Genomic DNA, 12813 nt, shown 5'->3' with positions numbered 1-12813 from the left:
ATAAAGTTATGTTGGAAATCAAAGATTTACATGCCACGGTTGGCGGTAAGGAAATCCTGAAAGGCATCACGCTCAGCATCAAAGCGGGCGAAATTCATGCTGTCATGGGTCCGAATGGCGCGGGCAAGTCTACTCTCTCCTATGTCCTCGCCGGCCGCGATGGCTACGAAGTGACGTCAGGTGAAGTCCTCTACAAGGGAGAGAACCTGCTTGATCTCTCCCCCGATGAGCGGGCGGCAAAGGGTATTTTCCTCGCCTTTCAGTATCCGGTCGAAATTCCGGGTGTGCCGTCGGCCACCTTCCTGAAAACCGCCTATAACGCACAGCGCAAGGCGCGCGGGGAGCCGGAAGTCGACGCGATGGAATTCCTGAAGCTCATCCGGGAGAAAACCAAGGAACTCGGCATCAAGGACGATATGCTGAAACGCGCCGTCAATGTCGGCTTTTCCGGTGGCGAGAAGAAGCGTAACGAGGTGCTGCAAATGTCCCTCTTGGAGCCGAATATGATGCTTCTGGATGAGACAGACAGCGGCCTTGATATCGATGCGCTCAAAATAGCAGCGGACGGCGTCAATCGTCTTCGCAGCCCGGAACGCGCGGCGCTTGTCATCACCCATTATCAGCGGTTGCTCGACTATATCGTGCCGGATTTCGTGCATGTGTTGGCCGATGGCAAGATTGTCAAATCGGGCGATAAGAGCCTCGCGCTGGAACTGGAAGAAAAAGGCTATGCAGCCCTCAGCGCAGCCTAGATAGAAATTGATGAGTAAGATGAAAAACTTAACGCCTTTAGCTCAGACCTACCTTGACCGTTTTGATACGGCACGAGAGAGCTTGCCCGGTCATGATAACCCGGCAGTGGTGGCGCTGCGTGAAAGCGGCCTCGCCCGTTTCGCATCGCTCGATTTTCCAGGTCGAAAAGTCGAGGAATGGCGCTTCACCAACCTCTCCCCGCTGACCAAAGGGATCGAGACAACAGAAGCGCCGGCGAACGCAGCCCTACCCGCCGCCGAGTTTGAGACGCCCCATGTCATGACATTTGTGAATGGTCGTTTTTCGGCGAATGAGAGCAGGCTTGATAAACTGCCAGACGGGGTTAAGCTTTCTTCCGTCGCGGCGGAGTTGGATGCGGGCAATAGCGCACTGCTTGGCTCAGATGCAGAGGACAAACGCGCCGTTGTAGCCCTCAATACCGCCTTTATGGAAGACGGATTTGTACTAATGGTGGAAGATGGAGTTTCCATCACGGAGCCAATCCTCATCCGCTTTCTCAGCCTTCCGGGAACGGGGACAAACGCCCATCATATGCGCAACGTCATCCGCCTCGGTCAAAATTCGGCGATCACACTGGTTGAGGAGCATGCGGGCATCGACGGCCATGCCTATTTCGCCAATCCGATGACCAATATTACCTTGGCCGCCGATGCAAAACTCAATCACTATAAATATCAGGCGGAGAGCAATACGGCCTTTCATCTCGCCAATACGGATACGGAACTGGCCGCTGGTGCGGTTTATGAGAATTTCGCCCTGACAACTGGCGCCCGGCTTGCCCGTAACGAGTTGGAAAGCCGGATCACCGGTTCAGGCGCAGTCAGTATTCTGAACGGGGCCTATCTGATCCGCGGGCAGCAGCATGCGGACACGACCACCATCACCCGCCATCTGGTGCCGGAAAATGAAAGCCGTCAGGTTTATAAAGGCATTCTCGATGGTGAAGCGCAGGGCGTCTTTCAGGGCAAGATCCAGATTGTGCCGGATGCGCAACAGGTTAATGGCGATCAGTTAAGCCGCTCTCTGCTCCTATCCGACCGGGCGTCTGTTTCGGTCAAGCCGGAACTTGAAATTCATGCGGATGACGTCAAATGCAGTCATGGTGCGTCATCTGGCGAACTTGATGAAGATGCGCTCTTTTACCTGCAATCTCGCGGAATAGACGAGAAATCGGCGAGAAAGATGCTGATAGATGCGTTTCTCGCGGATGTGCTCGAAGAAATCTCTAACGATGGCGTGCGGGAATATTTCGCCAAAGTGACGGCCCGCTGGATGGATAAGGTGTAGGCGATGAATGACATGACAACATTTGACGTTGAGAAAATCCGCCGCGATTTCCCGATTTTTACGCGTGAAGTGCATGGCAAACCTCTCGCCTTTCTTGATAGCGGTGCCTCCGCGCAGAAGCCGCAGGTGGTCATCGACACCATGGAGAAGGCTTATGCGGAAACCTATGCCAATGTCCATCGTGGGGTCCATTACCTGAGTCAGGTCTCGACAGAGCTTTATGAAGGCGCCCGCGAGATTGTTTGCGCTCATATGAATGCGGCCAGTGTTGAGGAAATTATCTTCACCAAGAACGCGACCGAGAGCATCAACCTTGTGGCGCAAACCTACGGCGCCGCCAATCTGAAGCCCGGCGACGAGATTATCCTCTCCACCCTGGAGCATCATTCGAACATCGTGCCCTGGCAGTTGATCGCTGAAAGAACTGGCGCGGTGGTAAAAGCTGTCCCCATAGATGAGCATGGGGAATTTATGCTCGATACTTATCTCGACATGCTGGGGCCGAAGACGAAGATCGTCGCGATCACCCATATCTCTAACGCCATCGGTACGATCACGCCTGTGCGCCAGATTATTGACGCCGCCCATGACGCGGGCGCTGTTGTTCTCATCGACGGGAGTCAGGCCGCGCCGCATATGAAGATCGATATGCAGGACCTGGACGCGGATTTTTATGTGTTCACGGGCCATAAGGTCTTCGGGCCTACGGGCATCGGGGTTCTGTATGGCAAGGCCGAATTGCTGGACGCCATGCCGCCTTTCCTCGGTGGTGGGGACATGATCGAACGGGTGACCTTCGCCAAAACAACTTACGCCAAGGGCCATGCCAAGTTCGAGGCGGGCACCCCGCCCATCGTGCAGGCCATTGGTCTTGGCGCTGCGATCAACTATGTCAACGAGATCGGGCTTGAAAAGATCGGTGCGCATGAGCAGACTCTGCTTGCTTACGCCACAGAACAGCTTGGCCAGATCAACAGCTTGCGCATTATCGGGCAGGCAAAGCATAAAGCCGCGATCATCTCTTTCACCCTCGACGGCATTCATCCGCATGATATCGGCACCATTGTCGATCGTGGCGGTGTCGCCATCCGGGTCGGCCATCATTGCGCCCAGCCGTTGATGGATCATTTCGATGTGGCGGCGACGGCTCGCGCGTCCTTTGCGCTTTATAACAACCGCGCCGATGTCGATGCGCTCGTCTCGGCGGTGAAATCGGTACAGGAGATTTTTGGCTGATGTTTGATGATTTACGCGAACTGTATCAGGAAGTAATCCTGGATCATTCGAAGAACCCCCGCAACTTCCGTCATCCGGAAGATGCGAACCATGAGGCGCATGGCTATAACCCGCTCTGCGGCGATACAGTGAATGTCTATCTGAAAATGGGTCATAACGGCCTGATTGAGGATGCCGCGTTTGAAGGGAAAGGTTGCGCCATCTCCCTCGCCTCCGCCTCGATGATGACAGAAATCATCAAGGGCAAGACGGAAGCGGAAGCAAAAAAATCTTTGAGGGCTTTCAGCAGCTCGTCAAGGGCGAGGAAAATGATTTTGACGCCGGGGAAGATACGGAACGGCTAATGGTGTTGGCCGGTGTGAAGGAATTCCCCATGCGGGTCAAATGTGCGACCCTTGCCTGGCACGCGATGACATCCGCCATGGATGACAAGCCCGATGTTTCGACGGAGTAGATCATGACGGCAATTGACAAGATAGAACGCCCTGCCGCAACTGGCCCGTTTGAAGAAGGTACTACTGGCTCCCCGCTGGAGGAGGCTGTCGTTGCGGCCCTCCGTGAGGTGTTTGATCCGGAAATTCCGGTCAATATCTTCGATCTCGGCCTGATTTATGTGGTTGATATTGCGGAAAATGGCGATGTTTATATCGGCATGACCTTGACCGCACCGGGCTGCCCTGTCGCCGGGGAAATCCCGATCTGGGTTCGTGACGCGGTTCTCCCGGTTGAGGGTGTGAAGAATGTCGAGGTTGAAATCCTGTGGGATCCGCCATGGAATCCTGATAATATGTCGGATGCGGCAAGGCTAGACCTTGGAATGTTTTAGGGGCGTAACTATATTGATAGTACAGGTGATATATGACTGATACGCAAATTATGACAATGACAGATCGTGCCGCGACGCGTGTTAAGGCGCTCCTCGGCAAGGCATCTGAAAAACCGCTCGGCCTTCGCATCGGTATTACCAATACCGGCTGCAACGGCCTCAGCTACACCATGGACTATGCATCCGACCAGAAACCGGACGATGCCGTGGTGGATACGGGCGATATTACCCTGTTGATCGACCATGACGCCGTGCAGTTTGTTGCGGGCACCGAGATGGACTGGCTCGAAGAAGGCCTGCAATCACGCTTCACGTTCGAAAACCCTAACGAAAAAGGCCGTTGCGGCTGCGGCTCCTCCTTTCACGTATAGAAAACAGAACTCCGGCACGACTACACAACCTTGCTATGAAGTAATTCTGACGCCGCTCAAAATTTGATTGTGCTTAAAAATTTCGGTAACTTGGCTTCAACATGAAATTGCTGTTAGGAAACCAAGATGCGGCGCCATATTCATATCATTACCTTGCTTGTTGTGATTTCTCTTACATTCGTTGTTTTCAATCAAGCAAATGCAGGCGAAATTGAAGACATGACGGAGACGTTTAACCAGAAAATCCTCGAGCAAGACTGGAAAGGATTTGGTGTAACCTTTGCTAAATTTATCGAGAAGGATGGCCGATACTCGTCTTCCGATGCTGAAAAAGCCGGAGACTCCGCCTCGAAGACGGTTACCTCGCTTGACACTTTTGGAAAAATTTTAAGCCATTCTCAGATTAGAATGGATCGCTGTGGTGATCGGATCGCCCGTACCGTCACCGTCTTTTTTGCAGAAGACGGACAATTCTATACGGCATATTGGTTTTTCAAGGCGGGTGATAGCTGGTCTGCTAACAATATCATCTATGAAGGCAATGGCAGCACATCGACATTTGTAAAATTGCTTGCAGGTGCATTGAGTTTTGATTGCTAATCGAATACGTATTAGATAACTGGAACGATAATATTTTGACATGGATATTAATCAAACCAATTGGGTGATTCTCCCAAGGCTGATGATTTTTGGCGGAATTCTCACTTTCGTCATGGTCGTTTTATTGCGTATGGGCGACCCACATGCTTCTGAAAAGCAGGATCAGTATGGATATATCCATGTTGATGCCCCGGCGGCGGCCCAAATAATCGCGAATTCGCCAGAAGTAATCATTCTCGATATTCGTACGCCCGCTGAATTTAACGAAGGGCATATCAAGAATGCCATCAATATCGACTATTATGCCCCCGATTTTGATGAACAGATCACCGCCCTTGATCCTAATGCAAGCTATGTTCTGCATTGCCGTTCAGGTGGAAGAAGCGGTCGCGCCCTATCCGTTTTACGGGAAAATAACCTCATTGATGTGACCCATCTTAAAGGGGGTATCATTAGCTGGAAAGAGGCTGGTTTTTCCTTGTTTCAGAAGTAAAATTTAGCACGAGAATTTGCTTTTATTTAATAATAATCAACAATAATTGCTAATATTAGCATATTCCAAAAAATGAAACAAAGATCAATTAAATCATTGATTTAATTCGAAATCAGGCTCTTAATTTCCCAAAAAACAATGAACGCCACGGAAAATTCGCATCAATTTGATCACATGCTTTCGAGGCGAGGATACGAGGGGTATGGCTTTGGATAAATTTGATTGGCTTGAAAGCTTTGAGTTAGGAATAACAGACGTCGACGAGGATCATCGCGGTATGCTGGCGATCATGAAAAAAATTGAACGCGCGGCAGACAATGAAGCCTATGACCTCTGTAATGAATTGCTTGAAGAGTTACTCGAATTCACTATTGCCCATTTCAAGCGCGAAGAGAAAATGCTGGAAGATGTAGGATATCCGAATGTGCAACATCACAGGGAGTATCATACGGAACTGCTCGCGCGGGCGAAAGCGGTCATGAATGTCTGCCGAGACATCAAATCCAAGGATAATCTTAAAGAATGCTGCCATGAAATGTTCAGTTTTTTGGTGGACGATGTCGTCACTGGAGACCTGAAGTTCAAATCCTATATGGAGGAAATGGGCCTCATTAAGCGACCATAGCGGTCAAAGCCTCAATTTCTCCCTCTTATCACAGCATTCGTGACACAACTGCTATATATTGTTACCCTTTTTGTTGAAGTAACACGAAGGAAAGCAGGAATATGCAGGATCAATATGGCAATGAGGTGAGCACTGGGTCCCGTGCGGCGCTTGATGCCTATAACGAAGGGGTGGATCTCTTTCTGGCGGCGCAGGTCGGCGCCGGTGCCGCGTTCGAACGTGCGATTGCCCATGATCCCTCCTTCGCGCTTGCCCATGCGGCCCTCGCCCGTCACCACCAGATGTACGCCAAACCGATGGAAGCCGTTAAATCGATAATCTCGGCGCGTGAGCTTGGCGCGGGTTATACAATGCGAGAGCAGTCCCATGTTGCCATTATCGGGCAACTGATCGACGGCAACGCCGCAGGCGCCTATGGGGATATCAAAACACATATAAAGGACTATCCCCGTGACATGCTCACCTTGCAGCCCTGTGCCGGAGTATTCAGCCTGATTGCCTTTAGTGGTCGTGCGTCGCGTGAGGCGGAGACCTTTGCCTTTTTTGATAACATTAAGGGTGCGTTTGATAAAAACTGGTGGTTCGACTGCGTCTATGGCTTCGCATTGGCCGAGATGGGGCGGTTGAGTGATGCCGAACCAATTTTGGAGCGATCCTACAGCGCCAACCCGTCCAACGCCAATGCCGCCCATTATAAAGCGCATTACCATTATGAGGCAGGAGAGCATAAAGCGGGCCTGAAGTTTGTGCGTGACTGGTTGACGGGATACGATCCGGCAGGCCTGATGCATTGTCATATCGCCTGGCATGATGCGCTCTGGTCGTTGGAACTCGGGGACGAAGCTGCCGCTTGGTCAGTCGTTGAGGATGCGGTGAGGCCCGGCGCGGCCTGGGGCCCACCGATTAATGTCCTGACTGATATGGTCTCTTTCCTGTTCCGTGCGGAACTTGCGGGCCTCCCCCGGAAAGACGCGTTATGGCGTGAAATCAGTGACTATGCCTGCATCCATTTTCCTGAGCCCGGGGTGAGTTTTGCCGATGCCCATGCTGCTCTGGCTCACGCCATGGCAGGGCAAGAGATGGCACTACAAAAACTGCGCGAAACCACAGCCGGCACTGCGGCGGATCAGGTGCGCATTCTCAGTAAAGTTTTTACTGCCTTTGCCGGCGCGAACTGGCAGGCGGTGGTTGACGGCATCCTCCCCCTGATGAGTAGTCATGAACGCCTCGGTGGCAGCAATGCGCAGCGCGACCTGATTGAGTTTACGCTTGTTCATGCGTTGTTGCAGCTTGGCAAGACGGAGGAAGCGACCCGCCTCCTCACCATGCGCCGTCCGCGCCTCGCAAAGGATGGCCTGCCCGCTTCGCTCCTGCCAAAAGAAAATGTGGCTTAAGGCTTAGCCAGACGCGAGTTTGAGGAATATCCGGTCCTCCCGCAGCAGAAATTTTTCCTTTTGCGCAAATTCATAATTTTCGCGACCCAGCGGATCAGCGGCAAGACGCGCGCGATATTGCTCATAGGCGGCGAGACTTTCAATATTATACACCCCATAGGCAAGCGTGCTCGACCCCTCATGTGGGGCGTAATAACCAATAAGATCGCCGCCGCAGCGCGGAATTGCCTCCCCCCAGTTTCGCGCATATTGCATGAACTGGTCTTTTTTTGTCGGGTCAATATGATAACGGATAAAGCAGGTAAGCATGTGTCTCTCCTTGAATTTGATTTCACGATGATATCGCTTGAACGTTGTAAATGCTTCGTCTACCATCGAAATATGAAAGAAGGACCAGACATAGCCTTTCTAGGCTCCCTTATCGGCGATCCGGCGCGTGCGAACATGTTGACCGCGCTCTTGTCGGGCAAGGCACTCACCGCGAGCGAACTTGCCGGCGAAGCCGGGATAACGCCACAGACGGCGAGCACCCATCTCTCAAAGATGGAAGGGGCGGGTCTGCTCCAGCAGCGCAAACAAGGACGGCACCGCTATTTTGCCCTCGCCGATGATGATGTTGGTAGTGTCCTGGAGGCGATGATGGGCCTCGCCGCCAAGAAAGGCCATCTCAGGACCAGAACCGGCCCGAAAGACCCGGCGCTCCGCTATGCTCGGGTCTGCTATAATCACCTCGCCGGGGATCTTGGCGTGCAGATGATGGACAGCCTGCTTGCAAAAGGGTTTCTCACCCCGGAGAACGAGGGCCTCGGCCTAACTGACGATGGGAAGTCCTTTTTCGAGGATTTTGCGATCGATTTCGAACCGCTTGAGAAACTACGGCGTCCCTTATGCAAATCCTGTCTCGATTGGAGCAACCGCCGCAGCCATCTCGCCGGTTCGCTGGGCAGCGCCCTCCTCACCCGCTTTTACGATCTTAAATGGGCGAAGCGCGTTGAAAGCTCCCGAATTGTCGCATTCAGCGCGCGCGGCGAGAAAGCCTTCCTCGAAACCTTTCCGGTCTGATTATCCCTTGCTAACTACAATACCGACCGCCACGGCAATTCCGGCGGTCAGGGCGAGGAAGCTATATTTCTGCGGGTCTTTTTCGGCCGACGGCAATAGATGACTGGCCCCGACATAGACAAGCGCCCCCGCCGACAAGGAAAGCAGGGTGCCGAGTAAATCGGCATCTATCTGGCTGATAAAGGGATAGGAGACAAGCATGCCGAGCGGTGTCGTCACAGCGGCCGCGATAAAAGCCGCGACCAACGCGGCCCTATTGGAAAGACCGCCCCGCACCAGCAAAAGATAGGTAATTATTCCTTCCGGAAATTCATGCAGGACCATACCAATCGCCGTCAGGACACCCGTGAGAGTGCTGACGGTAAAGGTAATTGAATAAATTGCACCGTCCAGAAAGGAATGGAACCCGATCCCCAGCATCGGAACCAAGCCAATGGCATAATCCGCCGTCGTCGGTTTGTCGCAAACAAAGGCAGTAACAAAGCGATTGAAGAAATACATAAACAGATACCCAATGAGAAGGAAAGCGGGCGCCTTCGGACTCATCTCAAACGCTTTGGGAATGATATGCAGGAAGGAGACGGAAACCAGCACGCCTGCGGCAAAGCAGACGAAATAGGTCATGTTCCGCCGACCCCAATCCTCAAACCGGTGAATCACGTAAAGACCGATTGTCGTCACCGCGGCGGCGAGAAAGCTTGCCAGGAAGGCAATCCAGAAATCCGTATACACAACTTCTCCTCTCGCCATATATCGGCGTTGCAGGGCCACTCTATATATCAAAAAATAATAACTCTAATGTGCAAATCCATTGACCTCAATCAACAACAGACATCCAAATATCTTCTATCTTCTCTGCATAATCCACAGGAGGAGAGCATTATGTCGTCCGATCAGGTAAAATCCCAGGCTCGTGAAGCCGTAGCTGTTTTTGATAAAGTTGAGTCTCTACAGGCGGCGATAGATGAGCTTGAAAGCTCCGGCTTTGATCGTGCAGACCTTAGCCTGCTGGCCGGGGAAACAACTGTCGAGGAAAAACTCGGCCATGCCTATACAAAGGTGGCAGAACTTGAAGACAACCCGGACGTTCCGACAATTGCCTATATTCCCACCGAGTCAATCGGGGAGGCCGAAGGCGCCCTCATTGGAACCCCGATGTATATCGCGGCGGCCACTACGGCGGGAATAATGGCGGTTGCGGGCGGTCCGATTGCCCTGACTATTGCCGCCGTTGCCGCGGCAGGTGCGGCGGGTGGCTTGATCGGCACAGTTCTGGCGACATTTCTTGACAAACATCACGCAGATTATTTGCAGGATCAGCTTGATCACGGCGGCCTGGTTCTCTGGGTGCGGGCCCGGGATGAGCCCCACGGCCAAGAGGCCGTTACGATCCTCAAGAAACATTCCGCCCATGACGTTCATCTGCATGGGGTCTATGCATAACCGCCGCTTTCACGGCCAATACAGGAGAAAGAGCATGAGTCTTAGAATTGGCGATACCGCCCCGAATTTCAACGTTGAAACCACCAATGGCGCGATCGATTTTCATCAATGGATTGGTGGCAGCTGGTGTTTCTTTTTCAGCCATCCCGCTGACTATACACCCGTCTGCACAACGGAGATGGGCCGCACCGCCCAGCTCGCCGATGAGTTTGAGAAACGTAATGTAAAACCGATCGGCCTCTCGACGGATACAGTGGAAGAACATAAGAACTGGATTCTCGATGTAAACGACACGCAGAACACCACCCTCACCTTCCCGATTGTTGCCGATCCGGATTTGAAGGTCGCGAAACTTTACGAGATGATCCATCCCTCCGAGAGTGAAACGGCGGCCGTGCGCAGTGTCTTTATCATCGACCCGAACAAGAAAATCCGTCTCACCATGACTTACCCGATGAGTGTTGGCCGGAATTTCGACGAAATTTTGCGGGTTATTGACGCGCTCCAGCTTGGGGACGCCAAGAAAATTGCTACACCGGCCGATTGGAAACCGGGCAATAAGGTTATTATCCCGCCCTCCATCAGCAATGAAGATGCGAAGGATATCTTCCCGCAGGGCTGGGATGAAATCCGTCCTTACCTCCGCCTGACAAACGTTGGCTGAGGGACCTTAACCGGAGAAAAATGATGAGCGAACAGCTACAGAAGATCCTCGACGAGGCGTTGGAGGATGAATACAAGGCCCGCGCAACCTATGCCGCTATTATCAAGGCGTTTGGCCCGGTCAAGCCGTTCGTGAATATTGTCGAGTCGGAGGGGCGCCATGCGGCGGCCCTCCTTCAGCAGTATCAGCGGCTCGGCCTGAAACCACCTCATAACAACTGGGCAGCGCATGATGTGGAGGTTCCGAAAACCCTGCGCGAGGCCTGCGAGGAAGCCATCGCCGCCGAGATTGAGAATGCGGAGATGTATGAGCGTCTTCTCAAGGCGACGGAGGACGCCACCCTCCATGATGTGCTCTCAAACTTGCGGGATTCTTCCCAAACCCGCCACCTCCCCGCGTTCAGACGCTGTCTGGAGCGAGAGAGCCGCTAAAAGGAAATCGACAGCCTGATCGCACGCGGCTATTGTGCCGCGCATGAAACAGGGATTCTATAGCATTCTCCCCTTCGCCTTCGGCGCGGCGGCCTATGGTTTTGCCTTTGGCATTCTTGCCGCGCAGGCGGGTTATCCGTGGTGGGGCGTCGCCCTGATGAGTTTTTCCGTCCATGCGGGATCATCGCAGATTGTCGCGGTGGAGCGGTTCGCCGTCGATGGGCTGGTGGTCGGCGCGGCGCTCGCAGGCGTTGCGCTCAACCTCCGTTATCTTGGCATCATCGCCTCCCTCTCCGCCATCCTGAAAGAGACCCCGCTCTGGCAGAAGCTGATCGCCATTCATATCACCGGCGATGAGAACTGGGCCCTCACCATGGCCCGCCACGCAAAAGACCCGAAGATCGGCGCCGCCTTCCTGATCGGGTCCGGCATTACGATGATCACGGTCTGGACGACCTCCACCGCGCTCGGCGCGCTGCTGGGTCAACAGATGCCCGATCTTGCGAGCTACGGCCTCGGCTTTGCCTTCACTGCCGCCTTTATCGCCATGGCGCGGGCGATGTGGCGGGGTCCGCGCAATATCATGCCTTGGGCCGCGACTTTTCTCTTTACCATCCTGCTGGTGAAATTCGGGGTGGAGAGTGCCTATGCCATTCTGCTCGGCAGTCTGGCGGGTGTTGCCGTCGCCGCCCTCCTCCGTCGGCAGGCAAACACGGGGGAGCTGCCGTGACCCTTGACCACTGGCTGCTGATTGCCCTCCTCGCCGTGGGGGCCTATGGCCTCCGTCTTGCCGGGCTGATTGGCGGACAGGCGATCTTGCAGAATGCGAAGCTGAAAACCCTGCTCGATGATCTGCCGGGCTGCCTGATCGTCGCCCTTGTCGCCACCTCCCTCGCCGACGCGAGCCCCCTCACCTGGATCGCCGCCGCCTTCGCCCTGCTTGTGGCCATCCTCACCAATAACGTCGTGATCACCATGGCGCTCGGCTTCGCCGCGATATTCGGGATGCAGTATTTTGGGGTGGGGGGTTAAGGGCAAAACTCTATTTCCTACTACCCCTTGAAAATTTTACATTAGATGACTACTATATAATGTGTCTATGATCGCTTCGGGTTGGATCGACCTGATAGAAATATCAGTCCAGATTGAAGCCGGTGTCGATCTCGCCAAGGTGGTAGTTTCTGCCGAGGTGTCTGTCGTCACGGAATGTCCGTGCGCAGTAGATGGCCGACGACCGACCGTTGCGCTAGGAGCTGTGAATATACTTCCTTATGGAAGCCCTTCGGCAGCAAATAGGCATTTTGCCGGGCGGCCTCGGCCGGGGCATAAAGAGCTTGACATTGCCAAAAACCATTTATGATGGAGAATGAAGAAGTGTGTGAGCATGTCCCGAAAAACTGGCCTTAACAAGGCGTTATACCGGCATTGCAAGATTTGCCTTTGCCGCAGCATTTATGATCGCTTCGGGTTGGATCGACCTGATAGAAATATCAGTCCAGATTGAAGCCGGTGTCGATCTCGCCAAGGTGGTAGTTTCTGCCGAGGTGTCTGTCGTCACGGAATGTCCGTGCGCAGTAGATGGTCAGCAGGTCAACGGTCGGGATTAG

General features: G+C 53.4%; 19 protein-coding genes and 1 pseudogene. 18 read left to right on the top strand and 2 right to left on the bottom strand.

Annotation, left to right across the window (positions count from 1 at the left end; genetic code table 11):
• The first annotated feature begins 8 nt into the window (after window positions 1-8).
• The 10 genes and pseudogenes from sufC to AC0L73_RS00275 all read left to right on the top strand — a co-directional run bounded on the left by sufC (window position 9) and on the right by AC0L73_RS00275 (window position 7606).
• Window positions 9-752 carry a Fe-S cluster assembly ATPase SufC gene (gene sufC / locus AC0L73_RS00320; protein ID WP_473654575.1) on the top strand — a complete coding sequence of 248 codons (744 nt, stop codon included), beginning with the start codon at window positions 9-11 and terminating at the stop codon, window positions 750-752.
• A 10-nt stretch (window positions 753-762) separates the two neighbouring features.
• Entirely contained in the window at window positions 763-2061 is a 1299-nt protein-coding gene (sufD, locus tag AC0L73_RS00315; RefSeq protein WP_473654574.1) for a Fe-S cluster assembly protein SufD, read from the top strand.
• Between the two features lie 3 nt (window positions 2062-2064).
• Window positions 2065-3297 carry a cysteine desulfurase gene (locus tag AC0L73_RS00310; protein ID WP_473654573.1) on the top strand — a complete coding sequence of 411 codons (1233 nt, stop codon included), beginning with the start codon at window positions 2065-2067 and terminating at the stop codon, window positions 3295-3297.
• Window positions 3297-3751 (top strand): annotated as a pseudogene (gene sufU, locus AC0L73_RS00305) (Fe-S cluster assembly sulfur transfer protein SufU). The gene AC0L73_RS00310 and the pseudogene sufU overlap by 1 nt, the downstream one beginning before the upstream one ends.
• Before the next feature lie 3 nt (window positions 3752-3754).
• Window positions 3755-4123 (top strand): SUF system Fe-S cluster assembly protein, encoded by a 369-nt coding sequence (locus AC0L73_RS00300; RefSeq protein WP_227951979.1) that lies wholly within the window; start codon window positions 3755-3757, stop codon window positions 4121-4123.
• A 32-nt stretch (window positions 4124-4155) separates the two neighbouring features.
• Entirely contained in the window at window positions 4156-4494 is a 339-nt protein-coding gene (locus tag AC0L73_RS00295; RefSeq protein ID WP_227951978.1) for a HesB/IscA family protein, read from the top strand.
• Between the two features lie 126 nt (window positions 4495-4620).
• Entirely contained in the window at window positions 4621-5094 is a 474-nt protein-coding gene (locus AC0L73_RS00290; RefSeq protein ID WP_473654572.1) for a hypothetical protein, read from the top strand.
• Between the two features lie 40 nt (window positions 5095-5134).
• A complete protein-coding gene (locus tag AC0L73_RS00285) occupies window positions 5135-5587 on the top strand; it encodes a rhodanese-like domain-containing protein (RefSeq protein WP_473654571.1) in 453 nt (150 codons plus the stop codon).
• A 202-nt stretch (window positions 5588-5789) separates the two neighbouring features.
• Window positions 5790-6212, top strand: coding sequence for a bacteriohemerythrin (locus tag AC0L73_RS00280; RefSeq protein ID WP_227951976.1), 423 nt, complete (start codon window positions 5790-5792; stop codon window positions 6210-6212).
• Window positions 6213-6313: 101 nt separating this feature from the next.
• Window positions 6314-7606 carry a tetratricopeptide repeat protein gene (locus tag AC0L73_RS00275; protein WP_473654570.1) on the top strand — a complete coding sequence of 431 codons (1293 nt, stop codon included), beginning with the start codon at window positions 6314-6316 and terminating at the stop codon, window positions 7604-7606.
• A gap of 3 nt (window positions 7607-7609) precedes the next feature.
• Here AC0L73_RS00275 and AC0L73_RS00270 read toward each other — a convergent pair whose 3' ends face one another.
• The gene (locus AC0L73_RS00270; protein ID WP_473654569.1) at window positions 7610-7915 is read right to left on the bottom strand and encodes an NIPSNAP family protein; all 306 of its coding nucleotides are present in this window, start codon (window positions 7913-7915) and stop codon (window positions 7610-7612) included.
• Between the two features lie 72 nt (window positions 7916-7987).
• On the opposite strand from AC0L73_RS00270, the gene AC0L73_RS00265 reads away from it, so the two are divergent.
• Window positions 7988-8668 carry an ArsR/SmtB family transcription factor gene (locus AC0L73_RS00265; protein ID WP_227951973.1) on the top strand — a complete coding sequence of 227 codons (681 nt, stop codon included), beginning with the start codon at window positions 7988-7990 and terminating at the stop codon, window positions 8666-8668.
• Here AC0L73_RS00265 and AC0L73_RS00260 read toward each other — a convergent pair whose 3' ends face one another.
• On the bottom strand, window positions 8669-9400 hold the full coding sequence (locus tag AC0L73_RS00260) for a ZIP family metal transporter (protein WP_473654568.1): 732 nt from the start codon (window positions 9398-9400) through the stop codon (window positions 8669-8671).
• A gap of 150 nt (window positions 9401-9550) precedes the next feature.
• On the opposite strand from AC0L73_RS00260, the gene AC0L73_RS00255 reads away from it, so the two are divergent.
• The 7 genes from AC0L73_RS00255 to AC0L73_RS00225 all read left to right on the top strand — a co-directional run bounded on the left by AC0L73_RS00255 (window position 9551) and on the right by AC0L73_RS00225 (window position 12813).
• Window positions 9551-10111 (top strand): hypothetical protein, encoded by a 561-nt coding sequence (locus tag AC0L73_RS00255; protein WP_227951971.1) that lies wholly within the window; start codon window positions 9551-9553, stop codon window positions 10109-10111.
• A gap of 34 nt (window positions 10112-10145) precedes the next feature.
• A complete protein-coding gene (locus AC0L73_RS00250; RefSeq protein WP_473654567.1) occupies window positions 10146-10775 on the top strand; it encodes a peroxiredoxin in 630 nt (209 codons plus the stop codon).
• A 23-nt stretch (window positions 10776-10798) separates the two neighbouring features.
• Window positions 10799-11206 (top strand): ferritin-like domain-containing protein, encoded by a 408-nt coding sequence (locus tag AC0L73_RS00245; RefSeq protein ID WP_473654566.1) that lies wholly within the window; start codon window positions 10799-10801, stop codon window positions 11204-11206.
• 43 nt (window positions 11207-11249) lie between these two features.
• Window positions 11250-11936 carry an AzlC family ABC transporter permease gene (locus AC0L73_RS00240; protein WP_473654565.1) on the top strand — a complete coding sequence of 229 codons (687 nt, stop codon included), beginning with the start codon at window positions 11250-11252 and terminating at the stop codon, window positions 11934-11936.
• The gene (locus AC0L73_RS00235; protein WP_473654564.1) at window positions 11933-12238 is read left to right on the top strand and encodes an AzlD domain-containing protein; all 306 of its coding nucleotides are present in this window, start codon (window positions 11933-11935) and stop codon (window positions 12236-12238) included. The genes AC0L73_RS00240 and AC0L73_RS00235 overlap by 4 nt, the downstream gene beginning before the upstream one ends.
• Window positions 12239-12305: 67 nt before the next feature.
• Entirely contained in the window at window positions 12306-12566 is a 261-nt protein-coding gene (locus AC0L73_RS00230; RefSeq protein WP_473654563.1) for a hypothetical protein, read from the top strand.
• 94 nt (window positions 12567-12660) lie between these two features.
• Complete coding sequence (locus tag AC0L73_RS00225; RefSeq protein WP_473654562.1) at window positions 12661-12813, top strand: hypothetical protein; 153 nt, start codon at window positions 12661-12663, stop codon at window positions 12811-12813.

Source organism: Sneathiella sp. D3-11, from assembly GCF_055809395.1.
This window is presented reverse-complemented; position numbering and strand designations above follow the sequence as displayed.

What these genes read in the sequence shown, in the direction of transcription:
- sufC (WP_473654575.1), top strand. Translation starts at nt 9, where the DNA reads ATGTTGGAAATCAAAGATTTACATGCCACGGTTGGCGGTAAGGAAATC.
- sufD (WP_473654574.1), top strand. Translation starts at nt 763, where the DNA reads ATGAGTAAGATGAAAAACTTAACGCCTTTAGCTCAGACCTACCTTGAC.
- AC0L73_RS00310 (WP_473654573.1), top strand. Translation starts at nt 2,065, where the DNA reads ATGAATGACATGACAACATTTGACGTTGAGAAAATCCGCCGCGATTTC.
- AC0L73_RS00300 (WP_227951979.1), top strand. Translation starts at nt 3,755, where the DNA reads ATGACGGCAATTGACAAGATAGAACGCCCTGCCGCAACTGGCCCGTTT.
- AC0L73_RS00295 (WP_227951978.1), top strand. Translation starts at nt 4,156, where the DNA reads ATGACTGATACGCAAATTATGACAATGACAGATCGTGCCGCGACGCGT.
- AC0L73_RS00290 (WP_473654572.1), top strand. Translation starts at nt 4,621, where the DNA reads ATGCGGCGCCATATTCATATCATTACCTTGCTTGTTGTGATTTCTCTT.
- AC0L73_RS00285 (WP_473654571.1), top strand. Translation starts at nt 5,135, where the DNA reads ATGGATATTAATCAAACCAATTGGGTGATTCTCCCAAGGCTGATGATT.
- AC0L73_RS00280 (WP_227951976.1), top strand. Translation starts at nt 5,790, where the DNA reads ATGGCTTTGGATAAATTTGATTGGCTTGAAAGCTTTGAGTTAGGAATA.
- AC0L73_RS00275 (WP_473654570.1), top strand. Translation starts at nt 6,314, where the DNA reads ATGCAGGATCAATATGGCAATGAGGTGAGCACTGGGTCCCGTGCGGCG.
- AC0L73_RS00270 (WP_473654569.1), bottom strand. Translation starts at nt 7,915, where the DNA reads ATGCTTACCTGCTTTATCCGTTATCATATTGACCCGACAAAAAAAGAC.
- AC0L73_RS00265 (WP_227951973.1), top strand. Translation starts at nt 7,988, where the DNA reads ATGAAAGAAGGACCAGACATAGCCTTTCTAGGCTCCCTTATCGGCGAT.
- AC0L73_RS00255 (WP_227951971.1), top strand. Translation starts at nt 9,551, where the DNA reads ATGTCGTCCGATCAGGTAAAATCCCAGGCTCGTGAAGCCGTAGCTGTT.
- AC0L73_RS00250 (WP_473654567.1), top strand. Translation starts at nt 10,146, where the DNA reads ATGAGTCTTAGAATTGGCGATACCGCCCCGAATTTCAACGTTGAAACC.
- AC0L73_RS00245 (WP_473654566.1), top strand. Translation starts at nt 10,799, where the DNA reads ATGAGCGAACAGCTACAGAAGATCCTCGACGAGGCGTTGGAGGATGAA.
- AC0L73_RS00240 (WP_473654565.1), top strand. Translation starts at nt 11,250, where the DNA reads ATGAAACAGGGATTCTATAGCATTCTCCCCTTCGCCTTCGGCGCGGCG.
- AC0L73_RS00230 (WP_473654563.1), top strand. Translation starts at nt 12,306, where the DNA reads ATGATCGCTTCGGGTTGGATCGACCTGATAGAAATATCAGTCCAGATT.
- AC0L73_RS00225 (WP_473654562.1), top strand. Translation starts at nt 12,661, where the DNA reads ATGATCGCTTCGGGTTGGATCGACCTGATAGAAATATCAGTCCAGATT.